This window comes from Thalassotalea coralli, from assembly GCF_055786205.1.
Map to the genome: position 1 here is coordinate 84,112 of NZ_JBVVBK010000004.1, position 25,496 is coordinate 109,607.

Genomic DNA, 25,496 nt, shown 5'->3' on the forward strand with positions numbered 1-25,496 from the left:
ATGTACCTATATCACTTCGGACTGCGGGAACTACCATTCACGTTGACGCCAAATACTAACTTCTATTTAGGTTTGGCGCCTCATGATGAAGCGTTTGAAGTATTAACGACAGCCCTGCAAACCGGTGAGGGTTTTATTAAAGTTATAGGCGAAGTGGGAACAGGTAAAACCCTACTTTGTCGAAAACTGTTGAATGAAATCCCTGAGCACTTTGTTACCGCTTATATTCCCAATCCTTATCTAAATCCTGACGAATTGCGTCGCGCTGTCGCTATGGAGCTTGGTGTAAAGCAAGCCCGCAGTATGTCACTGCAATTGTTGACACAACGCATACAAAACCGATTACTTGAACTACATGCTAAAGGTCATTCGGTGGTCTTGTTATTGGATGAAGCACAAGCGTTACCGGATGAAAGTTTGGAAGCGTTGCGTTTATTTACCAATTTAGAAACAGAGTCAAGAAAACTGTTACAAGTGGTACTTTTTGGTCAGCCGGAGCTTGATCAACGTTTAGCAACCGACCAGTTTAGGCAATTGAAGCAACGTATTACTTTCTCATACAAGCTCAGACCTATGACCAGCCAAGAAGTAGAGCATTATATTCAACATCGGTTACATGTTGCAGGTTACAAAGGAGCTACTTTATTTAAACCCGCTTTATGTCGCAAGATAGCGAAGGTGGCTAAAGGTATTCCTCGATTAGTTAATGTACTTTGCCATAAAATTTTAATGCTCGGCTATGGGCAAAGCACCTACAAGTTAACAAATAACCATCTAAAAATGGCGGCCAAGGATACGGAGTCAACACAATATTCAAGCTCTTTAATCCCTTTGAGCTTTGCTATTTTGTTATTAATCCTGCTATGCGGTATTAGTTATTATTATTTTGGTGGCTCTTTATGAGTGTAATAAATCAAATGTTAAAAGATCTTGATAGTAATCAAAAAGCCCAAGATCAAAATCAAGTTCAACGCCAAGTAAGTCATTCACCTTGGAGTACCTCTAAAATACTTACCTTGGCAATCATTGTGATTGTTATTGTTAATGTTATTGGGTTATATGGGTGGGGCTTGTATCAAGAAAATCAATCACTTAAAGCTAACCAAGTACAAGGTAATCAGGTACAAGGTAATCAGGTACAAGGTAATCAGGTACAAGGTAATCAGGTACAAGGTAATCAGGTACAAGGTAATCAGGTTCATTCTAAATTGCGAACTGAAGAGACTGACACGCAACAAACATCTGTGGTGAAGCAAGGTGTTGAAAAAATTAACAAAAAAGTTGAGCAAGAATCTGCAGATTTAGCCAAGTCACTTTCAACCAAGCCTCTTTCAAACAAGCCAACAACACAGACTTCGCCAACGGAAGATATAGTCTCTGAATCAACGAGTGAGCAACACGCTAGTGTCGATACAAAAGAAATTGATAAAAATGCGCTCCCAACTGACTCTAAAGTACCTGCGTTGGCGGAACTAGAAACGTCTAGAACTGTAAAAACTAAATTAGAAAATTCAAACATTACAAAGGCTGACCCACAATACATGCAACAGGAACAGAAAGCTAAACCAACACTTTCAATCGCGCGAAAACAATTAACGCCAGAACAGTTAGTACAAACTAAACTAAATAAAGCACAAGAGGCGGTTAATACTAATCAGCTAGCGCAGGCACAAACTCTGTTAGAAGAAGTACTGTTAATTGATGCGAATCAAACGCAAGCAAGGAAACAGCTTGCAGCTCTTTGGTTTGGAAAGCAAGATTACCAGGCAGCTATAAACTTATTGTCGCAAGGCTTAGCATTATCGCCAAGTAATCCTGAATTGCTGGTGATGAAAGCCCGTATATACTTAAAACAGGAACAGTTTTCAGGCGCATTAAACACTTTATTACCTTACGCCAATATCGAAACAGTAGAGTATCAATCTTTGTTAGCCACTAGCGCTCAGCAAACTCAACGATTTGACGTTGCGATAAAGGCCTACCAACAATTAACGAAATTGCAGCCAAATTTGGCAAAATGGTGGTTAGGGTTAGCGTCTATGTTAGATAGCCAAAGTAGTTTTGAAGATGCGGTTGTTGCTTACCGACAAGCGATTGCTGTGGGTGGTTTATCAAGTAATTCTACTTCCTTTGTTAATCAAAGGCTTCAGGCATTAGGAGGTATTTAATTTATGGCAGCACCTAAACTAAAAATGCGTTTAGGGGACCTGTTGGTTCACGAAAACATTATTTCTAACGAACAGTTAATGCAGGCGCTTAATAGTCAAAAAGCAACTGGTCGTAAGCTTGGTGATACCTTAATTGAACTTGGCTATATTGGTGAGCGTCAATTATTAGAATTCTTAGCTCAACAGTTAGGCGTTCCTTTCTTGGATATCGGACAACGTCGAATTTCTTCTCAAGTAGCTAATTTATTACCAGAAGTACATGCTCGCAGATTGCGCGCTATTATCATAGAAGATAACGGTGACAGCGTGTTGGTGGGAATGAGTGACCCTGCCGATTTAGGTGGCCTTGATCAGCTTGAAGATATGCTGGCGCCTAAGAAAATTAAACTCGCTGTTGTTATGGAATCGCAGCTATATGAAGCGTTTGATGGTCTATATCGCCGAACTGCGGACATTGAGAGTTTCGCGAGCCAACTTGAAGAAGAATATGAACAAACGACGGACTTCGACTTAAGCACTTCATTTCTAGATGAAGGTGGAGATGCGACTGTTGGTAAGCTGTTACAGTCAGTATTTGAAGATGCTGTACAAATGCGTGCATCAGATATTCATATTGAGCCTGATGAAAATTTACTGAGAATTCGTCAACGTATCGATGGTGTTTTACAAGAAAACATATTAAAAGAAAGTAAAATCGCTACGGCAATGATTTTACGCTTAAAATTAATGGCGGGACTAGATATTTCTGAGAAACGTTTACCTCAGGACGGCCGCTTTAATTTGCAAATTAAAGGTCATAGTATTGATGTTCGTATGTCGACTATGCCTGTTCAGTATGGTGAATCGGCGGTTATGCGACTTCTAGATCAGTCGGCTGGTTTGTTGTCTTTAGATGAAACAGGTATGCCGGCTGAATTAGTCGAAAGAGTCAGACATCAAATTACAAGACCGCACGGGATGGTTTTGGTAACAGGACCGACTGGTAGCGGTAAAACCACAACCTTGTATGGTGCCTTGAGTGAACTCAATCAGTCTTCGAAGAAAATTATTACCGTTGAAGACCCTGTAGAGTATCGCTTACCGCGTATTAACCAAGTGCAAGTTAACAGTAAAATTGACCTAAGCTTTTCAAGCGTTCTTCGTACAGCACTACGTCAAGATCCCGATATTATCATGGTGGGTGAGATGCGTGACCAAGAAACGGTTGAAATAGGCCTGAGAGGTGCCTTAACAGGTCACTTAGTACTTTCTACACTGCATACTAATGATGCTATTACCAGTGCTTTAAGATTAATTGATATGGGCGCCGCGGGCTTTTTAGTTGGTAGTTCGTTACGAGCTGTTATTGCCCAACGATTGGTTCGTCGAGTTTGTGAAAACTGCTCACAACCTTATCAACTAACGAGCCAAGAAAAAATGTGGTTGACTAACCTTGCCGGAGAGCAAGCAGCTACAGTGCAGTATAGGCGCGGTACAGGCTGCCAATCTTGTCAGCATACTGGCTATAAGGGACGAATTGGTGTTTTTGAACTTTTAGAGATGAATGAAGCTATGATGGCAGCTCTAAAGCGTGACGATGCAGAAGGCTTTACTGAAGCCGCTAAAAAGCACCCAAGATTTCGACCGTTGGCGCTTGCAGCGTTCGATTATGCCGTCGCAGGAGTAACTTCTGTGGAAGAAGTATTACGCTTGGTTGAGATGGTTGAGGTCACTGACAACTAATATGGCAATCTTTGACTACAAAGGGCGAAGCGCCAATGGTAACCAGGTCAGTGGTAGTATAGAAGCTGCTAGTGCCAGCGCTGTCGCTGAGCAATTGTCTCGTCAGCGCATTATTCCTATTAAGATTGAACCAAGCACTAACGTCCAAGTCGATAAAGATGATTTAGCCAATATTGATATCGGTGACTTATTAGGCTTTTCGCCCGTATCTCTCGATGATTTGATTGTATTTTGTCGGCAAATGTATGCGCTTGTTCGTTCTGGTGTCCCCATTTTGCGTGCTATCAATGGTATGGCTGACGCAGGCACTAATCCTAAACTTAAGCGCGCGCTTGAGGAAATCGCGGGTCAATTAGAGGGCGGCTATGCTTTATCTTCTGCATTAAACCAGCACCCTAAAATATTTTCTCCTTTGTTTGTTTCTCTAATTCATGTGGGTGAAAACACTGGTCAGTTAGAAGAGTCTTTTGCCAAACTCGCGTCCTATTATGAGCGTGAACAAGAAACGAAAAAACGCATTAAAACAGCAATGCGGTATCCAACGTTTGTTTTGATCGCCATAGTCGCCGCCATGGTGGTGTTAAACATATTTGTAGTGCCTACTTTCGCTGATATGTTCAGTAAGCTTGGTGCCGACTTGCCACTGGCAACGCGTGCTCTTATTGCTAGTTCTAATTTCTTTTTGGCCTATTGGCCTCATATGTTGGTTGCTCTATTAGCGTTAGTTTTTGGTGTTCGTAGCTATTTAAAAACTAAAGCGGGACTCTATAAATGGGACCGTATTAAAACTCGGCTGCCCATAGTTGGCTCTATTATTGAGCGCTCTATTTTAGCGCGTTTCTCGTATAGTTTTTCTATCGTATTAAAGGCTGGCGTGCCAATGACATCAGGTTTAAGCTTGGTTGCAGAAGCCGTTGATAATACCTTTATGAGTGACAAAATTATTTCTATGCGTAGTGCCATTGAAAGTGGTGAAAGCTTATTGCGGTCGGCTGTAACCAGTACATTGTTTACTCCACTCGTGCTACAAATGATTGCGGTTGGCGAAGAAACGGGTCGTGTAGATGAGCTGTTGCAGGAAGTGGGAGAGTACTACGAACGAGAAGTCGACTATGAACTGAGTACGTTAACAGCACGTATTGAACCTATTTTAATAGGCATTGTTGCGACTATGGTGCTGGTGTTAGCGCTAGGTATATTTACGCCTATGTGGGATATGATGTCCGCATTTAAAGGGTAATCATGGATAGACAAGGACGCGCTGACAAACGAGAGAAATCGGTTATAGAAAATATAACTATAGGCGTTTTAGTATTAATCATGATGGTTAGTTTTATTTATTACTTTTTTAAGCAAGAAAAGCAATTAACGAAGGTAGCATACACCACGATAGCCAATACGTTTTCGACTCGTGTTACTTCAATACGAGGTCAGTGGTTTATGGACAACCAGCCCAGTGAGCTAAACATTGACGATAAAAAAGTACTCGTAAAATTAAACAATAAAGGGTGGGTCGATTTTTCGCCAGTTAGTAATAACTGTGAAAAAATTTGGCAGGCAGTTATGTCTGTAGATTTAACTTTTATGAAACAGCCCGTTTCGGCTATCGCATTAAAAAACGAAAGTTCTAAAAGTCGCTTTTGTCGATACCAATTAGCAAGCGGTGAGTATTTCGATTATTCATTGACTTCTGGTGTGGTTAAGAGTGATTAATGAAAGTGCTACAATTTGATAGTAAAGTGCTAAAATTTGTAATTAGATGAACGAAGTAAGTGACTTATTGTTTAAAAGGTTGCTAGAATGAAGTTAGATAAAAATGCTTGAGGTTAGTATGAAAAAACAATCTGGTTTTACGCTAATAGAATTGGTTATAGTCGTAGTGATTTTAGGTTTTTTGGCTGTAACTGCTATTCCTAAATTTCTTGATTTAACTGATCAAGCAACTAAAGCTAATATTGAAGGTATGGCGGGCGGTTTCGCCACTGGCGTATCGCTTGCGAGAGCTCAGTGGGAAGCAGAGGGGCGCCCACAAGACAATACGGGTAATAATGTCGTTGTGTATGATGGCTTAGAAGTGTTACTGACCACCGAAGATTCTGTTAATGGTATTAGACCTGGTTACATTGTCGCTTCTACTGGTGGCTCGAACGATGGTAATGACCTTGGCGCTAACTTTGACAGTGCTAACTGTATTGACGTATGGAATAGCATTTTACAGCAACCACCGAAGTTAACCGACAGTACGACTACGCTTAATGGTGACACTTCAATGCAATATTACGTGGATAAAACAGGTACTGGCGCATCGACTACTTGTTTCTATTATTTAAAAGAGACAATGGCCAAAAATAACGGTAGTTTTGTAACGACAGATATTAATACTACGGCTAACTACTTTACTTATCAGCCTGCTAATAGCTCTGTAGCTATTACCATTAACAGCACTAATTAATTTAAATTGAGGAACAGCAAATGAAAACATTGAAAAATAACAAAGGTTTTACCTTAATTGAGCTTGTTGTCGTTATCGTAATTTTAGGTATTCTAGCTGCGACAGCTGCACCTAAGTTTATTGATTTAACAGGTGACGCACGTGCTTCAGTTATTGAAGGTGTACAAGGTAGCGTAAACAGCGCAATAAGCTTAGCTTACTCAAAAGCATTAGTAGAAAATCAGACCGCTGCAACAGGTGCGATTCAAATTAATGGTGAGTTCTACGACTTGGCATACGGTTACCCAACGTTAGCGGGCCGTGGTGATGCTGATGGAACATCTGCAGATGATGGTTATCCAATTAGTGAGCTAATTGAATTAAGTAATGGTTCAGATATTTCGTATGCCGCAGGTGTGTTTAGTCACGATGGTGCAACAACGCCAGCAAATTGTTCGGTAACGTATGCTGATGCAACAATAAACGGTCAAGTTGTTACGCCTTCAGCAGCTACTGTTGATACTACTGGCTGTTAGTAAACAATCATTCAGTAATAAGAAACGGAGAGCAAATGCTCTCCGTTTTTGTTTGGTGAATAGATCGATATTTCTGAGAAATGATCTGTTCTTGCTATCGTGTTATATTTTTCTTACTTTTTCTTTTTATTCAGGTTATCTTGAGTAGGGTTGTTGTGTGACGGATGGTTGTTGATGAAAACTAAAGGATTTACGTTAATTGAGCTGATTGTTGTCATTGTTATTTTAGGCATTTTAGCAACGACAGCTGCGCCTAAATTTATTAACTTGAAAGCAGATGCTCATACGGCAACTTTGCAAGGCTTAGCTGCGGCTATTGAAGGAGCCGCTGCACAAATTTACGGTAAGTCTGTTGTTAAAGGAAATCACACTAAAAGAAGAACCTTTTTTGATTTACCTTCGGTAGAAACTGAGTACGGCGATATTGGTATTACTTATGGCTACCCTATCGCAGACGATAGCGAGTGGGAGAAAATATTAAATTTATCCGACGAGTATAGAATACGTGGCACAACCGATGGCTCTACCATTATTTTTTATTTGGCCGAAAACCCCGTACCAACTGCAATTGGCGAGCCATGTACCGTTGTTTACGAGCAAGCACAAGGCGTTGGTTTGAGGTCTCAAGTGACTGTTTACGACTGCGAATAAATTAGGTTCTGAAATTGATTTAACATGAGTGAACGTGGATTTACGACATTAGAACTAATTGTAACACTGCTTATCATAGGAATAATCTCTGTTACGGTAGTTCCTCGTTTTTCTAAAAGTCAGGATTTTGAATACCTCGGCTATCAAAAAGAGCTCATCCTCAAACTAAGAACCATTCAACTGCGAGCAATGCAACAAGTGCACAGTGATACTTGCAAAGAAATTGTTTTGCAAAGCACACAAATATTTTTAAAAAACACCGTAAACAATCCACCACTGCCTATCTGTGGCAATGCTAGTTCGGGTGATACAACACGTATCGCGGTGGAGGGAAATCATTCTATTACTTTTTCCAATAATCTTAATACCAGTTGTTTTGAGTTTAATTCGTTAGGTCAGCCAACCGATTGTTTGGGCAATGTTCAAGCGATAGAGTTATTTGTACAAGGAACGCAAACAGTAAGTGTTAACATAAACGTAGAGGGGTTTATTAGTGGGAATTAATAAGCACTTTGGTTTTACGTTAATAGAAACAATCGTCGGCATCGTGCTCATTGCTATCGCCTTCTCAATCATGAGCACCTGGATATTACCTGCGACAGAAAGAAGTGCTAGTACTTTACATCAAATTCGCGCTGCGGAATTAGCGCAATCAGTTCTTAACGAGATTACAGCTAAAGCGTTTGATGAGGAGTCTGATAAATCCGGAGGTAATATTCGTTGCGGTGAGGGAGTAGATAATGATTGTACGGCAGACGCTGCTTTAGGCGCTGAAGACGACGAAGGTGGTAATAGAGCTTTGTTTGATGATGTCGACGACTATGATGGCTTGAGCTACACAAATGATAATGTACAAGACTCTCAAGGAAATGTTTTGACCGCTTACCTCGGCTATAGCATGTGGATTTCAGTTGGTAATGACAGCGACTTGAACGGTATTACTATTTCGGATGGTGACGGGAATGACAACGTAGAAACGGCTAAACTCATTACCGTTATTGTTGAAACGCCAACAGGTATCCAGTTGACCTTTTCATCTTACCGGATGAACTTCTAATGAAAAATCGCAAGCAACACATCACGGGTTTTACACTGATCGAGATGGTTACTGTTATGGTGATCCTCGGTGTGATGGCTGTAGGTGTTAGTGGTTTTTTGCAGTTCGGTTCGAAGATATTTGTGGAATCAAGTGATCGAGATCTCTTGGTAGCAAATGCAAGGTTTGCTATTGAGCGCTTAAACCGAGATGTTCGAAATGCTTTACCAAATACGGTGACCATTAATAACAACGGTTGTTTAACCTTCATGCCTATTGTAGCTAGCACTTTATATATTGATTTGCCCGTACCTCCTGAAGGAGGCGAAGATAGTATTGATATCCTTCCAACCAATAATGGCAATGTAGCAAACGCCAGTCATGTGGTTGTTTACCCGTTATCGGTTGATGATTTAACAATAGGAAGTGGCAAAATTCACGAAATTGATTCAGTTGATGTAAACGTTGAGCCAGCACCTTGGCAGGTTAATTTTACTAATAACGGTGTTACCTTTGTCAGCGATTCACCTTCAAGTCGAATATACTTTATTAATAACGCCGATAATGTCTCTTATTGCGTCGTAGGGGGGCAATTACAGCGAAATAATATTCCAATATTAGATAACCTTGTGAATGCTAATGTCTTTGCCATTACGGCGGCAAGTCTACAGCGTAATGCAATAGTGAGTGTGGATCTGGCGCTGGAACTCGCCAGTCAATCAGCACAAGTGAGTAACGAGTCCGTGATATTTAATCATGAAATACACATACCGAATGTACCCTAAGCAAATGTACCTTAAAGCACAAAAAGCTAAAGGCAACGCGTTAATGACGGCAATATTTGTTATTATTGTCATGAGCTTATTGGGGGCGGCATTGGTGAAAATGTTTTCAGCCCAATCGGAAAGCGTGGTTTATGAGGTTTATGGCACTCGTACATTACAAGCAGCGCAAATAGGCGCTCAATTGCAGTTGCAGGCTATTTTTCCATTAAACGACAACGGCAATAACGGTGACTGCAACCTGGCTCTTCAAAATATCGATTTATCGGGAGCTGCAGGTTTTCCAGGTTGTAGAGTGGCATCGACTACCTGCGTTAGAACGGAAGTTGACGATCCTGACACAGCACAGGTACCTGATGTTGATTACTGGGTCATTAACGCGATTGGTGAGTGCACTGTTGGCAACCAAGAGGAAGGAGAGGGGGCAAAAGAGCGTATCGTTACCTCTCGACAGGTAGAAGTGCAAGCTCGCCGATATCGTTAGATTAACTTTTTATTAACATTTGACTGTAGCGTTTTTTTACAGTTGTTAATGTTTGGTATTTTGTTTCTTTTGTAACCTTTTGAAAATAAAGTGTATATTAATTTTGGTACGTATTATGCTTTTACATTGATAGTATTAGCGCTATTATTAAACTAGCACGAAGTTTTCATTAAATAGAGGAAGTTTTAATGAATAAGCAATTTCAAAAAATAGCTTTCATTTTATTATGTTTCTGTTCATTTAACATACACGCTACTTTGATTACAGGAAATAGTGTCGAAGATAAGCTAACTGCTGACAAGTTAGGTACTAACTTCGTTGAGTGGAATGGTCTAGATTGGGCATGGGCTTCCCCTGTGTACTTACCGCATGCCGATTGGCCGGACAACCAATTGTTAGCACCTTCTACACACCTAAACTGGCGTTACGCGACTTTCGATGAAATGATGGAGTTTCGTGTATTTGCCTACAATAACAATGCGGCAGCGTTAGACTTGTTTACGCAAAAAGATGAGTTTGGCGACGATATAGTGATAAACGGTGAAGTACAATACGTTCAAGCTGTTTCATACTGGAACACTATGTTTGACGACTTACAGCTATTGTCTGGCGGTGAAAACGTTTCTATCCAGAACTTATTTGACGGTTTTATTGCAAGCGACCCTAACAACGCGTCAACATACCAATCTATGTTTGGTAACGTATCTTTCTGGGAAACATTTTACGTTCGCGCGGTATCTGATCGTCCGCCAGCGCCAATTGACAATGGCGGTAACCCGATTCCAGAGCCATCAATCATTCTTTTAATGGCCATAGCCTTACTGACTTTGTCTAGAAAAAAATTATATTTATAAAATAACGTTAAAGAAGTATCCCCTTCATTTCATGAAAATTAGCCCCGCCGGATGCGGGGTTTTTCTTTTCTAGGCTTGTTTGATAGCAAAACCTTGTTAAATATAGTGATTCAGAGTAACTTTACTAATAATAACCTCTTAGTATTAGTTGATATGAATTTAGTGCGGTTGGCTGTTATCTTTATTGCCTTAATCAGTATGCCTGTATGGGCATTTGCTGATAAATGTATTGATATTTTCCCCGGAACAGATCCGTTTACCACTAAGTTAAACCAATTTTCTCAAGAAGGTGGTGTAACGTGTAATGGCGGAACATGTTCACCTAGCGCTTTCTATCAAAGAACGCCTTTTCCTAGCATAAATGCGTCTGGTGATTTTTCTTCGACTAACTTAACGCCTGGTGTATATGAGCATGACGGCTGGGGGTTAGGGGATGGCGCAACGATTACTTTTTCAGGAAATGGCACTGCAGTTGTTTATTTTGAAGACAATGATGTCGTTATTAATAAAGAAACTAAGATTAATGTTGGCGGTGAAGCTTCTAATGTGTTGTTGGTATTTAAAGGCAAGCTTAAGATAGAAGAATCTGCGCAAATCAATGCCTTTATTTATGTGGCTGGTAATGAAACTACAATAGAGCATTCTTCAGTTATTAACGGTGCTATCGCAGCGAAAAATAAATTAACTTTAAAACACAGTAGCACGTTTAATTACCAAACAAGTGATTTAGATGGCCTAAATACTCAAGGCTTTTGTGAAGATGTTGCCGTTATTGTTGATGTGCCACAACCTACGTTAACCTGTGATAACGTCTTTGTTGATGGAGCAACAACCCATGGTGCTTCCAGCAATATCTATATGCATTCTTACTCCTATATTTTTGATAATCCAGATACTGAACTTGAAACTACCTATGTAACAAACGCTGCTGCTACGGGTACTTGTGGCACTGGTGACTGTACTGCAAGTGGCAGTCCAATTAGCGATGTTGTACTAGGTACCTTTTTGGAGTCTAGTTCAAGTACGGACTTAACTGTTCCAAGTTTTACCAGTGAAATCATTGGTGATAGCAATGATAATGAGTATGACGATATCTATGTTTGGGTCGGTGCCTCATTAACGACCAGTAGCGCGCAATCAACTTATCGTATTAAAAATTTATATATGTATGGTTTCTTGAGCACACTTAATCTGTCGCCTGGTGACTACTACATTGAAAATCTCACATTAAATACTGGTTCGTTTATTCATTTGACGTCTCCCGGTGATGTGCGAATTTTTGCCAAGAATGTGGTGACTATTGGCAGTTACAGTGAAGTTAACCATAACGCAGCAGATGGTTATAACTTACAAATCATCGGCTACGGTGATGTAGTAGTAGACACTGCCGCGCGTGTTGGCGCTTTAATTTATGCCGAATCTACAGTGGGCATTGAAGGATCTGCCCATGTATATGGTGCGGCATCTGGTGGTCATGTATTTCTCCGCAGTGATGCGCGTATTTATTATGAATGTGGTGAAACTGCACCTGTCATCGATCATTACGAAATTTCTTTTACTGGACCGGGCTTAACCTGTGAGCCTCTCGATATTACCGTTAAGGCCTGTACCAATAGTATCGGTGAAACCTGTGACGAATCCTCCGAGAATGTAACTCTAGACTTGGTAGCGACAGGCAGCGTCTCACTTGTTTCTCAAGAATTGAATTTTAATGACAGTAAGACAACGCCTTTATCCTATACAACCGCTGAAACGGTTACTATGTCGATAGCCAATGCCACAGTTACACCGTTAAACGGCTATATTTGTAATGATAATTCTACGGGGGCTTGTCAGCTAGCCTTTGAAGATGCTGCTTTTAAATTTTTCTATAACGGTGATGAAAATACAGCGATAGATAGACAAGTGGCAGGCGTAGAATTCGCAAATTCAGTAAGCCTAAAAGCAGTGCGCAATAATCTAGGCGTTTGTGAGACTATTTTTAATAATGAAACTGTCAAAGTGAATCTTTCGCAGCAGTACGTAAATCCTAGTGTCTCAACGGATAACCGTTTTTACGTGAATAATAAACCCTTGCCTGAAGAGTTTGAGTTGAGTTTCGACGCGCAAGGAGTCGCGACTTTAACTACACCTCGTTATGACGATGCTGGTGAAATTAGCTTGTACGCTCAATATAGTCAGGACGACATCAATATTGTTGGTGCAAGTAATAGCTTCTGGGTAAGGCCAGACTACCTTGTTCTAGAGAGTAGCAATGCTACTTGGGACGAAAACGATGACGAAAACTCGCATTTGAAAACTGGTGACGTCTTTACGGTGCAAGTGACAGGAAAGAACAGGAATGGCGTTACTACTAAAAACTATCAAGCCAATAATTTACATGGACTTGTTCACCAAGACTTGCCGAGTATTAGCGACGGCTGGTCTGCGGGCGATTTAATAATTCCCGGTGATAGCAGTAATGATGACACTTCAATATCTAGTGTTAACAGTCCAGGGTTTGACGGTATATACACGGCTATTAAACAGACACCAACGTTTACTAATGGCATTGGAATTCTCACCGGTATGACATTTGATGAAGTCGCGATTATTTCGCTGAAGATTGAAGATCGAGGCTATGGAGGTTCAGACATCAATAATGATGATGATCATATCTCTTCCACCGACGAAGTAACATTAGGGCGTTTTACGCCAGCATTCTTCCAGCAAACCGTTGAGCGTCAAAGTGAGCTAGAGGTTCCTTGTGTCGCTCAAAACAATTATGTTTACACGGGCCAAATGAACACCCTTGATGATACAAAAGGGGCAATTGAATATTTAGAGCGCCCAGTTCTTGAAATTACCGCTTATAATCAACATGGTGTGATTACAGAAAACTATAGCCATACCGACTTTTTCAAATTGGATAATGGTAGTATCGACATAATAGCGCCTCAAAACGACACGGGAGCTGAAAGTCGGCCTATTAACAGTGATATATACACAGCCACGGGTAGCGCTGAAGATGACTCTTTGCTAAGTCTAAAAAAATTGACAACGAACGATGACCTTACCGCGCCTGATTTAGACCGAGGCACATTTCATTACCGCTTTGCTTCCAGTGATAACTTTGTTTATATTCGCGATGCTGATAGTGAAATTGCTCCTTTTGGTGCCTCTTTTAGTACAGTAATTGATTCCATTACAGATAAAGATGGCATAAAAGCAGAAAACTTTACGTTTTCTGGTGAAAGTGAGGCTACAGATGGTCTGGTTGACGTCTTAAATTCTGGTGTTGAAGTACGCTACGGTCGCATTGCTATCGCCAATGCCTATGGCTCCGATACCGATTTGTTACCCGTGAATCTAACCGCCGAATATTTCAACGGTACGCGTTTTATACCCAACACATTAGACAGCTGTACCGTGCCAGTTGTTGGTGATAAAGAAGAAGCTGGAGCGATCCGCAGTGGTGGCCTAGATCTTTGGGAATATCGGTTAGTTGACGGAGACGGTGGTGATAATCTTGAAGTAAGCTTCACTGATCTGACAAACCTTAGCGTTGGTTCATCCTTTACCAGTGGTACGTTCTCAAACCTTTACTTTACTGTGCCTGAAGATGAAAACGATAACAATAGTGTTGGTCAAACGCCGGGTGTCTTACTGATGGAGTATGAAGTACCTGAGTGGTTAAAGTATGACTGGCTAAATGACGATAGCAATGTTAATCCTACAACACAGTTAAATTTTGGTTTATTTCGCGGTAATGATAGGGTAATTTCATGGCGTGAAATATTCGAAGACTGATATTTTGGGCCTTCTAATAAAAAAATGTAAAAAAACTGCCATTTTTTTAAGATTCAGGCATCACATCTGGTGAAGACTGAGTTATGATTAGCGGCAATTATCTATTTAAGTAGTCGGTTGCGACATAAAAACCAAGCAACCAGAGAGCAAGGACTAAAAGGCCTTATGTTTAAAAAATTACGTGGCATGTTTTCTAATGACCTTTCTATTGATTTAGGAACGGCGAATACCCTTATTTATGTGAAAGAGCAAGGTATTGTTCTTAACGAACCTTCAGTTGTTGCCATTCGTCAAGATAGAGCGGGTGGTTCGAAAAGTGTTGCTGCTGTGGGTACTGCAGCAAAACAAATGCTAGGTCGTACGCCAGGTAATATTGAAGCTATTAGACCGATGAAAGACGGTGTAATTGCCAACTTCTTTGTGACAGAAAAAATGCTGCAGTACTTTATTAAACAAGTACACAGCAATAACTTTTTACGCCCAAGCCCACGAGTGTTGGTGTGTGTTCCTTGCGGTTCAACTCAAGTTGAACGTCGTGCTATTAGAGAGTCTGCGCTTGGTGCGGGCGCTCGTGAAGTTTATTTGATTGACGAACCAATGGCAGCAGCAATTGGTGCTGGTATGCCAGTATCTGAAGCAACAGGTTCAATGGTTGTTGATATTGGTGGTGGTACTACTGAAGTTGGTATTATTTCACTTAATGGTGTTGTTTATTCCTCTTCTGTTCGCATTGGTGGTGACAAATTTGACGATGCGATTATCAACTACGTGCGTCGCAACTTTGGTAGCTTGATTGGTGAAGCTACTGCTGAGCGAATCAAGCACGAAATTGGTTCTGCTTACCCAGGTGAAGAACTAGTAGAAATTGAAGTACGCGGCCGTAACTTAGCCGAAGGTGTACCAAGAAGCTTTACTTTAAACAGCAACGAAATTTTAGAAGCATTACAAGAGCCATTAACAGGTATTGTCAGTGCTATTATGGTTGCATTAGAGCAATCTCCACCGGAGCTAGCATCTGATATCTCAGAGCGCGGTATGGTATTAACAGGTGGCGGTGCATTACTTAAAGATTTAGATCGTCTATTAATGGAAGAAACAGGTATTCCTGTTGTTGTCGCTGATGACCCACTGACTTGTGTTGCACGTGGTGGTGGTAAAGCGCTAGAAATGATTGATATGCATGGCGGCGATTTATTCGCGTATGAATAATCGCTAAGTGTCGAATTTGCTATTTGACCTTAAATGTATCGTCAAAAATTCGCATTTGTAGTTTGATAAATACAGAGAAACTATATTCTCGATGAATCCAATTTTTAAACATGGACCTTCAGCACAGCACCGATTGATATTGGTGCTGTTTTGTTCTGCCTTGTTAATTTATTTTGACCACAAAGCAAACAGTTTCGAATTCGTTCGTGGCTATTTGCAGTCGTTGGTTAGTCCTTTGCAGTATATCGCATCTACACCTAAACAAGCCATTGACTGGGCAGTCGAAAATATTGCGACTCGCCGCCAGCTAATCGAAGAAAATCAGCAATTAAAAACGAATGAGTTGGTTTATCAAGAACAGCTGATGCAATTGAATATATTGCAGCAAGAAAATGATCGTTTACGCGCATTACTTGCATCTCCTGTGAGAAAGGACGTGAAAAAAATGGTGGCAGAGGTGTTATCTGTCGACAGCGACCCGTACTCTCACCAAGTCGTTATTAACAAAGGCGCTAATGACGGTGTCTTTGAAGGGCAGGCAGTGTTAGCTTACCAAGGGATCGTGGGGCAAGTACTGCATGTTGGTACTATCTCAAGTCGAGTACTGTTAATTACTGATGTGACTCACGCGGTACCTGTGCGTATTAAACGCAACGGTGTTCGTTTGATAGCAAGTGGCACTGGCAATATCTCAAGATTAACCCATAACCATGTGCCTCATAGCACTGATGTCAGAAAAGATGACTTACTGGTGACCTCTGGCTTAGGTGGGAAATACCCAGAAGGTTACCCTGTTGCCAAGGTAACAGCGGTATTAAGTGACGAATCTCGTCCGTTTGCACAAGTGCAAAGCGAACCTATCGCGCAAATAGATAGACTGCGCTATCTACTCTTGTTGTGGCCAGAAAAGCCTAACAGTGTATTTTCATCGAATGACGGTAATGCGCAACAAGTTCAGGAGAAAGCTAATGCTGGCTCATAATGGCATTATTATTATATTGACGTTACTCGTTGCTTTAGTGGCAAGTATCACTCCTTTACCGCTAAGTGTTGACCCATTTCGTCCTGATTGGGTACTTGTTGTGTTGTTATACTGGTCTTTGGCTTTGCCTAGCCGAGTGAATATTATTACGGCTTGGTTTATGGGATTAATACTCGATATCTTATTAGGATCTGTATTAGGAGTTCATGCGGCCGCTATGGCATTGGCAGTTTATATTTTTGTCGGTAACTTTCAAAAAATTCGTAACTTTTCCGTGTGGCAACAAGCGTTAATTGTTGGTGTCGTTTCTGCGTTATATCACTTGTTAGTATTCTGGTCGCAGCGCTTTTTAAATGACATCGTTTTCCTACCCAATTATCTATACCCTGTGATCACGACTGTTATATTGTGGCCATGGGCGTTTTTGTTACTTCGTAAAATTCGCCGTCACTTCTCTATTAAATAATAAGGTCTTCTGCATGGAGCATTCTCCTTTAATACTTGCCTCTCAGTCGCCAAGGCGCAAAGAGTTATTATCAAATATGGGCTATACATTTGACTGTATTCCAGCAGATATTGACGAAACACCCCACGATGAAGAAAAGCCAACGGATTATGTTTCTCGCTTGGCAAAAGAAAAAGCTGAATGTGTGGCTAAACTAAGGCAGGCGCCGGTAACGGTTATTGGTTCAGATACCATAGTGGTTTTTGAAGATAAGTTATTGGGAAAACCTGAAAATTTAGCGCAATGTCAGGCATACTTAACTATGCTTTCAGGTACGCGACATCAAGTATTGACGGCAGTATCTGTTGTTCAGCAAGGGTTAACCAAAACAATTGTAGTATCAACAGAGGTCGATTTTGTTGAGTTAACACCGCAACAGATTTTGGCCTATTGGCATTCTGGAGAGCCCAAAGACAAAGCCGGCGCTTATGGCATTCAAGGTATTGGTGGTCAATTTGTTCGTCAAATTCACGGTAGTTACTCTAATGTTGTCGGGCTACCGCTGGTTGAAACCGCTGAGCTTTTAGCCTCTATCGGATTATTTAGCGCATTTAATCCATCAAGGGAGTCAGGTAATTTATGAGTGGTGAATTATTAATAAATGTTACGCCTAGTGAAACGCGAGTAGCCTTGATTGAAAATGGCGTTTTGCAGGAAGTTCATGTCGAGCGAGAAGCGAAAAGAGGCTTAGTGGGTAATATTTACCTCGGTAAAGTTATTCGCGTACTTCCTGGTATGCAAGCAGCGTTTGTTGATATTAATTTAGACAAAGCGGCATTTTTACATGCGTCAGATATTAACACCTCACTTATTCTTAATGACAATAAAGAATCTGAGCAAGTACCCGATATTCGCAGCTTAGTTCACGAAGGGCAGTTTATTGTTGTACAGGTAGTAAAAGACCCGTTGGGAACGAAAGGTGCGCGCTTAACTACTGACATTACTATTGCTGCGCGTTATTTGGTGTTAATGCCTAACGCGAGTCATGCCGGAATTTCTCAACGTATTGAAGATGTAGAAGAACGTAAGCGTTTAAGAGATATTGTCGAGCCGTATTGTGACGAAGAACATGGGTTTATCGTGCGTACAGCCGCAGAAGGTGCGGGCGACGAAGAATTAAGACATGACGCTGAATTCTTGCGCCGAGTTTGGGCAAAAGTCGTTGAGCGTAAAAAGCGGAAACAAACAAAAGTCGCCATATATCAAGACTTGTCTTTAGCTTTTCGGGTACTTAGGGACTTTGTCGGCATTAGCTTAGAGCGTATCAGAGTCGATTCTAAGTTAACCTTTGATCAGCTTGGTGAGTTTACCCAAGAATTTGTTCCTGAATTAACGCCTGTTTTAGAGTATTACCCAGGCGAAAGGCCGATTTTTGATTTGTTTGATGTCGAAAATGAGATACAACGTGCGCTTCATCGTAAAATTGAATTAAAGTCTGGCGGCTATCTCATCATTGATCAAACTGAAGCCATGACAACTATTGATATAAATACTGGCGCTTTTGTTGGTCATCGAAATCTAGAAGAAACCATTTTTAATACCAATATTGAGGCTACGCAAGCGGTTGCTCGTCAGTTAAGGCTTAGAAATCTTGGCGGCATTATTATTATTGATTTTATCGACATGCTTAGTGATGACCACAGACGCAGAGTGTTACATAGTTTAGATATGGCGATGTCTAAAGATAAGGTAAAGTATAGTATTAGCGGTTTTTCTTCTTTAGGTTTAGTGGAAATGACTCGCAAACGCACGCGTGAAAGTTTAGAGCATATTTTATGTGGCGAATGTCCAGTATGTGAAGGCAGAGGCAACTTAAAGACTGTTGAAACAGTGTGTTATGAAATATTGCGTGAAATTGTGAGAGTAAATCGTGCTTACGATACTGACAAGTTTATTGTCTATGCATCACCAGCAGTAAGTGAGTCTTTACTTGATGATGAATATCACAACCTCGCAGAATTAGAGGTCTTTATTGGAAAGCAGATTAAAATTCAAACAGAAAGCCTTTATAATCAAGAACAATTTGATGTTGTTATGATGTAAAGCGCTATTTGAGTGAAAAGATCCGTATAAGGCAGTAACGAAACAATGAGTACATCTACGGTTATAAACCGTTGGCTTAATAGAGTATACAAGAGCATTGCTATTTTTTTAGTGATGTTTGCTGTGCTTATTAGTGGCTTACGTTTATTGCTTCCGTATGCACACAATTATCGATTGGATCTGCAAAACTATATTAATGACACCTACGAAAGTAACGTTGTTATTGGTGCACTGCAAATGGAGTGGACCAGTTCGGGTCCAAGTCTAGTCGCGGCTAATGTTAGCCTGTTGCAAACGGGTGGTGTAGAAATTTATATCGAAGCATTTGATATAAACATCGATTTCTGGCGGAGCCTTCGCCATCGTCAAATCATTACTAAAGACTTTACCCTCGACGGCGTAAAAATTCTCTTTGATAAAACCTTTATCGCGCAAAATGAACCAGATACTCAGCAACAATCTATGTTGGAAAATATTTCCAACTTGTTCTTACAACAGATCAATCGATTTTCCGTTGCAAACAGTCAAGTGATCTTTCGCAGCGAGGTTGGTGAACGAATATTTCTATTGAATAACCTGGATTGGCTAAACCAAGGTGATAGCCACAAAGCTCGCGGTAATGTGATAGTTGATGGATTAACTTCCAACAATTTGCAATTGAATATGGCCTTGCACGGAAAAACGATGCAGGAAATGAATGGCACCATTTACTTGCAAGCGAATCAATTAAATATTACTCCATGGCTCGACAGGGTATTCGCTATTAGCGATGAAGACACTCACTCTTCTGTTAACTTTGATGCTTGGTTAACGTTAGCTAATGGTTTAGCTAACAAAGTTCAGGTAGAACTTGGTCAGAACCAAATCGCTTGGCAAGACAACACAGGTATTAAAACGGTAAATGTAAATAAAGGCACAATAATTTTTGAGCACGCCTCGCAAAACAATTTGTCGGTTTATTCTTCTGATATCGAGGTTGTATCGAACGGTAAAAATTGGCAGCCATTATCTTTTAGTATCAATCAAGAAAACCAAATGCAACATGGGTATGTTTCTAATGTTGACTTGGCTGGTATGCAAGACCTATTGCCCTTATTTACCTCGAATGATCAACTGTTGACCTTTACTAATAATTTGAAGGCAGCAGGGCAGATTAATGATATTTATTTTGATCGCCATAAAGCCGATGGTGATTTAAAGGTCAAACTTGATTATCACTCAATTAAGACCGAGGCACATCAAGGAATTCCTGCTGTTGATGGGTTATCTGGTAACGTACTTTATACTGGCGGAAGATTAAAATTTGACGTCGTGGGGAACGCTGGTGCTCTAGATTTTGAAGACGCTTTTATTGCACCAATTGCATACCATGATATCGCGTTAAGTGGACTGGTTTCTTTTACTGAATCTGGATGGCAGCTTAAGTTACCTACCCTTAAGTTGTTATCGGATGATATCGATTTATCGGGGCAATTAGCACTTTATGCTAACGAAAATGAACCGATAACTATGTCACTGCTTACGACACTGAATAAAGTAGCTGTAGCAAATGCTCCTAAATTTTATCCGGTAAAACTAATGGGTGAAAACCTGATTAGTTACCTTAATGGCTCGCTAAAAAGTGGCCAACTTGAGCAAGCAGTTGTGCTAGTGAATGGGCCTTTATCAGAGTTTCCATATAAAGATCCAACGAAAGGTATTTTTGTTGTTGATGCCGAGTTAGAAAATGCTGCGTTCAAGTTCAGTCCATCTTGGCCAGCGATTCAGCATTTTGATGCTAACTTAAACTTTACCAACAACAGTATGCTAATCACGGGACGTGATGGTAGCTTATCGGGTATTGATGTGAATGGCGTAACAGCCTATATCGAGAACTTAGATACGAATCAGTTGTTAGAAGTTAATGCTGAATTTAATCAGACTCAACCACAATTAGTTTCTCACCTGATGCTTTCTAGTCCGCTAGATGACAGTGTTGGCGCTGTACTTGAACGACTTGAAATTGGCTCGGCAATAAATGGTCAGTTTTCATTAGATATGCCGTTAGATGATGTAGATAAGGCCGTTGCGTCTGGCACCGTCGTCTTTAATGATAATCAACTTAAGCTTCAATCACCTGAAATGGTGTTTACCAATGTTTCTGGCGTATTGAATTTTGAAAATGAGAAAATCTCGACAACGGGGTTACAAGCTTTGTGGCGAGACATGCCGCTTTCTTTCTCGGTAGTTGGCAATCAGTACCCACTTCACTATCAAACCGATATCGATATTAATGCCGATTGGGCAGACACAGGTTGGTTAGCACAATTACCAGATAATATGACGGGGTACGGAAATGGTAATTTGGCGTGGCAAGGTAAGTTAACCTTAAATAACTTTCGGGATAAAACCTTTGATTATCAACTAGCTGTTTCAAGTAACCTTCAAGAGATTGAATCATCGCTTCCTCAGCCGTTTAGCAAAGCTAAAGGTGAAACTTTCAATGCAAGTGTTGTAGTGACTGGTGATTTAGACCACTCAATTATTGATGCCAACATTACCGAACAGTTAGCCTTTTATGGGAAATTAGATCACGAGAAAATCAGTTTTGAACAAGCACATTTGATTGTTGGTCGTGAGCCCATGTTTTTGCCAATTAACGGCTTTTACATTACCACACAGCTAGCGAATGCAGATTTCTTTGAGTGGCAGCCTTTCATTAGCGACATTTTCGACAGCCTTGAAAAGAATCAGAGTCATAGGGTTGAACAAGCTAACCCTTTACTACCATCGCCTCAGCGAATAAGAGGGAATATCGCTGACCTTGCCTTAGGTGACGATAAACTGACTAACGTTGCATTTAGTGTGCGCGATGAAACCAGTTGGTGGTTATTAGAATTAACTAGCAAAGAAGCACATACCCGTATTCAGTTTTTACCCGATTGGCTAGAAGATGGAATAAATATTGACGCTGACTTTATTCGATTGTCTCCACAAAAAGATGTTTTTGCTCAGACAGAGGCGCATGACGATGTTTCACCTGAGTTAGAAGAAGTCGCAAAAGAGCTTACTGAAACCCACAAAGCATTGTTTTCTTCGGTACCGCCAATACGTTTTCAATGTGATGACTGTCGATACGGCAAAATAAATTTTGGTGACGTTAATTTTGTATTAAAACGTGAGCAGGATGATCAACTAACGTTAAGTAATTTCGTCGCCAAACGAAAAAATAGTCGTTTAAATCTAGATGCGGTATGGCGACAATCTGGCGAGCAAGATTATACGCAGCTAACAGGCTCGCTACGAAGTGCGGACGTTGAGCGAGAAGTCGAGAACTTGGGCTTTAATTCAACCATTTCTGACAGTTCTTTAGACTTGAATTTTGATATTCATTGGGCAAATACGCCCTTTGATTTTGAATTAGCTAAACTTAACGGTGATGTAAAAGCTAAGCTAGATGAAGGGGTACTTAAAGATGTGCCGAGTGAAGCGAAAAAAGCAAGCGCCTTATCTATCCTGAGTCTTCAATCTTTAGTTCGAAAATTAAAGTTTGATTTTAGGGACATATTTTCTGAAGGCATGTTCTACACTGATATTCGCGGTGATTTTCAATTGAAAGATGGTGTTATTTACACGCAGAACACTTATATGAAAGGAACTGCTGGCGATCTAACGGTAAAAGGTAATACCGACCTTAATTCGCAAGTACTCGACTATAGAATGTCGTTTAAACCTAATATTACTTCGAGCTTGCCGGCAATCGCCTGGATTGCCACGTTAAACCCTGTAACATTTTTAGCTGGCATTGCCATCGACGAAGTGATCACTTCGCAAGTGGTTTCTGAATTTAATTTCGAAGTCACAGGTGGAATATCTGATCCTTTGGTTCGTGAAGTGAACCGAAAAACGAAAAACATTACTGTTGGGCGTGATAAACCGCAGGTGGTTGAAAATAACGAGCCGGAACCTGAAGCTAAGCAACAAAAGCCACAACAAAATGGTTTAATTCCACCTAAAACAAATATTCCACTGGATTTACGAAATGAAAGCTAGGCTCTCAGCTATTCAAATGACTTCTACGCCGGATCCGGTAGCTAACTTGGCGTTTATAGAACAGCAACTCATTGAACTTCCTAAACATGAACACCACTTAGTTGTATTACCTGAGTGCTGCTTGTTTTTTGGTGGCAAAGATAAAGAACAACTTGATTACGCTCAAGCTCAGCATGAAGAAAAGCAACATCTGACTATGCTTGCCCAATTAGCTAAACGATATCAAGTGAATTTAGTTGCCGGCAGTGTACCTATTTATCAAACTCACAATAACAAGTTTGCTAACACCAGTATTGTCTTTGATACCATAGGGCAAGAAGTGTCTCGCTATGAAAAAATTCATTTATTCGATGTTCAAGTCAATGACAGTGAGAAGAATTACCTAGAGTCTAAGTATACGCAAGCAGGTAAACGTATCGCGACTGCTAAGATAAACGAGCTAACATTGGGGTTAGCAATTTGTTATGATTTGCGCTTCCCTGAGCTATTTAGACACTTAAAAGGGCTTGGAGCAAATGTCATTACTTTGCCAAGCGCTTTCACTCAAGTTACAGGTAAAGCCCATTGGCAAGCACTATTGCAAGCTAGGGCAATTGAAAATCAAGTGTTTATTGTTGCGGCGGGGCAAGTGGGTACACATGCCAACGGTAGACAAACCCATGGGCACTCAATGATTATTAGCCCTTGGGGAGAAATATTGAGCTGTTTACCTGACAAGGTCGGCAACATCAGTGTTGAAGTGAATTTACAACAAGTTGAAGACTGCCATACCGCTATGCCAGTTAGCTTACATAACGCTTTTAAAACGAAGTTTAAATATGATGAATGAAGTAGAACAAGAACTACTAGCAAATGGTGCATTAGATCAAACTGCACTTCAAGACACTTTGGCACATATCTATCAGCGTGAAGTTGATTTCGCTGATTTATACTTTCAATCAAGTGCGCATGAGTCTTGGTTACTTGAAGATGGTGTTGTAAAGGAAGGCTCATATAATATTGAGCGTGGTGTCGGTGTAAGAGCTATTTCGGGTGAGAAAACCGGCTTTGCTTACTCGGATGATATTAGCGCTGAGTCATTGCTAAAAGCAGCAGACGCAGCAAAAGGGATCGCAAATACTGGCAGCTCGGGCACCGTGGGCATATTAACATCGGTTAATCAAACAGCGATTTATCAAGCTCTCGATCCATTACAAAGCTTGTCTCAAGAAAAGAAGATTTCTTTACTGCATGAAGTGGAAGCGCATGCACGTAAGCAAGATGAACGTGTTAAGCAGGTAATAGTTAGCTTAACAGGTGTCTACGAAAAGGTGTTAGTGGCCGCTAGTGATGGCACCTATGCTACTGATATTCGCCCACTAGTACGCTTAAACTGCTCTGTTCTAGTAGAAGAAGGTAGTAAGCGTGAGCGCGGTAGTGCCGGTGGTGGTGGTCGTACTGACTATAGCTACTTTTTCGAACCTGTGGGTGATAAAGCTCGCTATTTTTCCTATGCGGAAGAGGCTGTTCGCCAAGCACTAGTTAATTTAGTGGCTATTGAATCACCGGCTGGAACATTACCTGTCGTGTTAGGCTCAGGTTGGCCTGGTGTTCTTTTACATGAAGCTGTGGGTCATGGATTAGAAGGGGATTTTAACCGTAAAGGCTCATCTGCATTCTCAGGTAAAATCGGTCAACAAGTGGCATCTGAACACTGTACTATTGTCGATGACGGTACCTTAGCAAACCGCCGAGGTTCATTGAATATTGACGATGAAGGTACGCCAAGCCAATACAATGTACTTATTGAAAAGGGCATATTGAAAGGTTACATGCAAGACAAGCATAATGCCTCTTTGATGGGCGTTCCGCTAACGGGCAATGGTCGCCGTGAGTCATACGCGCATTTACCTATGCCTCGTATGACCAATACCTATATGCTAGCTGGCGAACATGCGCCTGAAGATATTATCGCATCAGTGAAAAAGGGCATATACGCACCTCATTTTGCTGGTGGTCAAGTTGACATTACTTCAGGTAAGTTCGTTTTTACCAGCTCAGAAGCTTACTTGATCGAAGACGGCAAAATTACCTCACCAGTTAAAGGTGCTACGTTAATTGGCAGTGGCCCAGAAGCGATGAAAAAAGTCAGTATGGTGGGCAACGACTTAACGTTAGATCCAGGTATTGGTATTTGTGGGAAAGATGGTCAAAGTGTCCCGGTTGGTGTTGGCCAGCCAATCCTCAAAGTTGATGAAATGACGGTGGGTGGCACCCAGTAAAATTCAACTTA

22 protein-coding genes are annotated in these 25,496 nt (G+C 40.8%); all 22 read left to right on the forward strand.

Features of this window, described 5'->3' with window-relative positions:
* The 22 genes from ACOB80_RS11425 (at window position 1) to tldD (ending at window position 25,485) form a co-directional block, all read left to right on the forward strand.
* Window positions 1-903: an ExeA family protein gene (locus ACOB80_RS11425; RefSeq protein WP_473165963.1), complete on the forward strand. Its 903-nt coding sequence runs from the start codon at window positions 1-3 to the stop codon at window positions 901-903.
* Window positions 900-2,168, forward strand: a complete 1,269-nt coding sequence (locus ACOB80_RS11430; protein ID WP_473165964.1) for a tetratricopeptide repeat protein — start codon at window positions 900-902, stop codon at window positions 2,166-2,168. Before ACOB80_RS11425 ends, ACOB80_RS11430 begins: the two co-directional genes overlap by 4 nt.
* Before the next feature lie 3 nt (window positions 2,169-2,171).
* Window positions 2,172-3,890 carry a GspE/PulE family protein gene (locus tag ACOB80_RS11435; protein WP_473165965.1) on the forward strand — a complete coding sequence of 573 codons (1,719 nt, stop codon included), beginning with the start codon at window positions 2,172-2,174 and terminating at the stop codon, window positions 3,888-3,890.
* 1 nt (window position 3,891) lies between these two features.
* A complete protein-coding gene (locus ACOB80_RS11440) occupies window positions 3,892-5,130 on the forward strand; it encodes a type II secretion system F family protein (RefSeq protein WP_473165966.1) in 1,239 nt (412 codons plus the stop codon).
* A gap of 2 nt (window positions 5,131-5,132) precedes the next feature.
* Complete coding sequence (locus ACOB80_RS11445; RefSeq protein WP_473165967.1) at window positions 5,133-5,603, forward strand: hypothetical protein; 471 nt, start codon at window positions 5,133-5,135, stop codon at window positions 5,601-5,603.
* Between the two features lie 118 nt (window positions 5,604-5,721).
* Window positions 5,722-6,342: a prepilin-type N-terminal cleavage/methylation domain-containing protein gene (locus ACOB80_RS11450; protein WP_473165968.1), complete on the forward strand. Its 621-nt coding sequence runs from the start codon at window positions 5,722-5,724 to the stop codon at window positions 6,340-6,342.
* A gap of 20 nt (window positions 6,343-6,362) precedes the next feature.
* A complete protein-coding gene (locus ACOB80_RS11455; protein ID WP_473165969.1) occupies window positions 6,363-6,857 on the forward strand; it encodes a prepilin-type N-terminal cleavage/methylation domain-containing protein in 495 nt (164 codons plus the stop codon).
* 174 nt (window positions 6,858-7,031) lie between these two features.
* Window positions 7,032-7,508: a type II secretion system protein gene (locus ACOB80_RS11460; RefSeq protein ID WP_473165970.1), complete on the forward strand. Its 477-nt coding sequence runs from the start codon at window positions 7,032-7,034 to the stop codon at window positions 7,506-7,508.
* Window positions 7,509-7,532: 24 nt separating this feature from the next.
* Window positions 7,533-8,012, forward strand: a complete 480-nt coding sequence (locus tag ACOB80_RS11465) for a type II secretion system protein (protein WP_473165971.1) — start codon at window positions 7,533-7,535, stop codon at window positions 8,010-8,012.
* The gene (locus ACOB80_RS11470; RefSeq protein WP_473165972.1) at window positions 8,002-8,565 is read left to right on the forward strand and encodes a type IV pilus modification PilV family protein; all 564 of its coding nucleotides are present in this window, start codon (window positions 8,002-8,004) and stop codon (window positions 8,563-8,565) included. The genes ACOB80_RS11465 and ACOB80_RS11470 overlap by 11 nt, the downstream gene beginning before the upstream one ends.
* Window positions 8,565-9,329 (forward strand): PulJ/GspJ family protein, encoded by a 765-nt coding sequence (locus ACOB80_RS11475; protein ID WP_473165973.1) that lies wholly within the window; start codon window positions 8,565-8,567, stop codon window positions 9,327-9,329. Before ACOB80_RS11470 ends, ACOB80_RS11475 begins: the two co-directional genes overlap by 1 nt.
* Window positions 9,301-9,810 (forward strand): hypothetical protein, encoded by a 510-nt coding sequence (locus ACOB80_RS11480; RefSeq protein WP_473165974.1) that lies wholly within the window; start codon window positions 9,301-9,303, stop codon window positions 9,808-9,810. The genes ACOB80_RS11475 and ACOB80_RS11480 overlap by 29 nt, the downstream gene beginning before the upstream one ends.
* A 188-nt stretch (window positions 9,811-9,998) precedes the next feature.
* Complete coding sequence (locus ACOB80_RS11485; RefSeq protein ID WP_473165975.1) at window positions 9,999-10,664, forward strand: PEP-CTERM sorting domain-containing protein; 666 nt, start codon at window positions 9,999-10,001, stop codon at window positions 10,662-10,664.
* A gap of 153 nt (window positions 10,665-10,817) precedes the next feature.
* Complete coding sequence (locus ACOB80_RS11490) at window positions 10,818-14,453, forward strand: DUF6701 domain-containing protein (RefSeq protein WP_473165976.1); 3,636 nt, start codon at window positions 10,818-10,820, stop codon at window positions 14,451-14,453.
* A 165-nt stretch (window positions 14,454-14,618) separates the two neighbouring features.
* Entirely contained in the window at window positions 14,619-15,662 is a 1,044-nt protein-coding gene (locus ACOB80_RS11495; protein WP_473165977.1) for a rod shape-determining protein, read from the forward strand.
* Between the two features lie 91 nt (window positions 15,663-15,753).
* Window positions 15,754-16,644 (forward strand): rod shape-determining protein MreC, encoded by an 891-nt coding sequence (gene mreC / locus ACOB80_RS11500; protein WP_473165978.1) that lies wholly within the window; start codon window positions 15,754-15,756, stop codon window positions 16,642-16,644.
* The gene (gene mreD, locus ACOB80_RS11505; protein WP_473165979.1) at window positions 16,631-17,110 is read left to right on the forward strand and encodes a rod shape-determining protein MreD; all 480 of its coding nucleotides are present in this window, start codon (window positions 16,631-16,633) and stop codon (window positions 17,108-17,110) included. Before mreC ends, mreD begins: the two co-directional genes overlap by 14 nt.
* A 13-nt stretch (window positions 17,111-17,123) precedes the next feature.
* Window positions 17,124-17,732, forward strand: coding sequence for a Maf family protein (locus ACOB80_RS11510; protein ID WP_473165980.1), 609 nt, complete (start codon window positions 17,124-17,126; stop codon window positions 17,730-17,732).
* Window positions 17,729-19,192 (forward strand): ribonuclease G, encoded by a 1,464-nt coding sequence (gene rng / locus ACOB80_RS11515; protein WP_473165981.1) that lies wholly within the window; start codon window positions 17,729-17,731, stop codon window positions 19,190-19,192. Before ACOB80_RS11510 ends, rng begins: the two co-directional genes overlap by 4 nt.
* A gap of 45 nt (window positions 19,193-19,237) precedes the next feature.
* Window positions 19,238-23,224 (forward strand): YhdP family protein, encoded by a 3,987-nt coding sequence (locus ACOB80_RS11520; protein ID WP_473165982.1) that lies wholly within the window; start codon window positions 19,238-19,240, stop codon window positions 23,222-23,224.
* On the forward strand, window positions 23,214-24,053 hold the full coding sequence (locus ACOB80_RS11525) for a carbon-nitrogen hydrolase family protein (RefSeq protein WP_473165983.1): 840 nt from the start codon (window positions 23,214-23,216) through the stop codon (window positions 24,051-24,053). The genes ACOB80_RS11520 and ACOB80_RS11525 overlap by 11 nt, the downstream gene beginning before the upstream one ends.
* On the forward strand, window positions 24,046-25,485 hold the full coding sequence (gene tldD / locus ACOB80_RS11530) for a metalloprotease TldD (RefSeq protein WP_473166288.1): 1,440 nt from the start codon (window positions 24,046-24,048) through the stop codon (window positions 25,483-25,485). The genes ACOB80_RS11525 and tldD overlap by 8 nt, the downstream gene beginning before the upstream one ends.
* Window positions 25,486-25,496: the final 11 nt, after the last annotated feature.

What these genes read in the sequence shown, in the direction of transcription:
- ACOB80_RS11425 (WP_473165963.1), top strand. Translation starts at nt 1, where the DNA reads ATGTACCTATATCACTTCGGACTGCGGGAACTACCATTCACGTTGACG.
- ACOB80_RS11430 (WP_473165964.1), top strand. Translation starts at nt 900, where the DNA reads ATGAGTGTAATAAATCAAATGTTAAAAGATCTTGATAGTAATCAAAAA.
- ACOB80_RS11435 (WP_473165965.1), top strand. Translation starts at nt 2,172, where the DNA reads ATGGCAGCACCTAAACTAAAAATGCGTTTAGGGGACCTGTTGGTTCAC.
- ACOB80_RS11440 (WP_473165966.1), top strand. Translation starts at nt 3,892, where the DNA reads ATGGCAATCTTTGACTACAAAGGGCGAAGCGCCAATGGTAACCAGGTC.
- ACOB80_RS11445 (WP_473165967.1), top strand. Translation starts at nt 5,133, where the DNA reads ATGGATAGACAAGGACGCGCTGACAAACGAGAGAAATCGGTTATAGAA.
- ACOB80_RS11450 (WP_473165968.1), top strand. Translation starts at nt 5,722, where the DNA reads ATGAAAAAACAATCTGGTTTTACGCTAATAGAATTGGTTATAGTCGTA.
- ACOB80_RS11455 (WP_473165969.1), top strand. Translation starts at nt 6,363, where the DNA reads ATGAAAACATTGAAAAATAACAAAGGTTTTACCTTAATTGAGCTTGTT.
- ACOB80_RS11460 (WP_473165970.1), top strand. Translation starts at nt 7,032, where the DNA reads ATGAAAACTAAAGGATTTACGTTAATTGAGCTGATTGTTGTCATTGTT.
- ACOB80_RS11465 (WP_473165971.1), top strand. Translation starts at nt 7,533, where the DNA reads ATGAGTGAACGTGGATTTACGACATTAGAACTAATTGTAACACTGCTT.
- ACOB80_RS11475 (WP_473165973.1), top strand. Translation starts at nt 8,565, where the DNA reads ATGAAAAATCGCAAGCAACACATCACGGGTTTTACACTGATCGAGATG.
- ACOB80_RS11480 (WP_473165974.1), top strand. Translation starts at nt 9,301, where the DNA reads ATGAAATACACATACCGAATGTACCCTAAGCAAATGTACCTTAAAGCA.
- ACOB80_RS11485 (WP_473165975.1), top strand. Translation starts at nt 9,999, where the DNA reads ATGAATAAGCAATTTCAAAAAATAGCTTTCATTTTATTATGTTTCTGT.
- ACOB80_RS11490 (WP_473165976.1), top strand. Translation starts at nt 10,818, where the DNA reads ATGAATTTAGTGCGGTTGGCTGTTATCTTTATTGCCTTAATCAGTATG.
- ACOB80_RS11495 (WP_473165977.1), top strand. Translation starts at nt 14,619, where the DNA reads ATGTTTAAAAAATTACGTGGCATGTTTTCTAATGACCTTTCTATTGAT.
- mreC (WP_473165978.1), top strand. Translation starts at nt 15,754, where the DNA reads ATGAATCCAATTTTTAAACATGGACCTTCAGCACAGCACCGATTGATA.
- mreD (WP_473165979.1), top strand. Translation starts at nt 16,631, where the DNA reads ATGCTGGCTCATAATGGCATTATTATTATATTGACGTTACTCGTTGCT.
- ACOB80_RS11510 (WP_473165980.1), top strand. Translation starts at nt 17,124, where the DNA reads ATGGAGCATTCTCCTTTAATACTTGCCTCTCAGTCGCCAAGGCGCAAA.
- rng (WP_473165981.1), top strand. Translation starts at nt 17,729, where the DNA reads ATGAGTGGTGAATTATTAATAAATGTTACGCCTAGTGAAACGCGAGTA.
- ACOB80_RS11520 (WP_473165982.1), top strand. Translation starts at nt 19,238, where the DNA reads ATGAGTACATCTACGGTTATAAACCGTTGGCTTAATAGAGTATACAAG.
- ACOB80_RS11525 (WP_473165983.1), top strand. Translation starts at nt 23,214, where the DNA reads ATGAAAGCTAGGCTCTCAGCTATTCAAATGACTTCTACGCCGGATCCG.
- tldD (WP_473166288.1), top strand. Translation starts at nt 24,046, where the DNA reads ATGAATGAAGTAGAACAAGAACTACTAGCAAATGGTGCATTAGATCAA.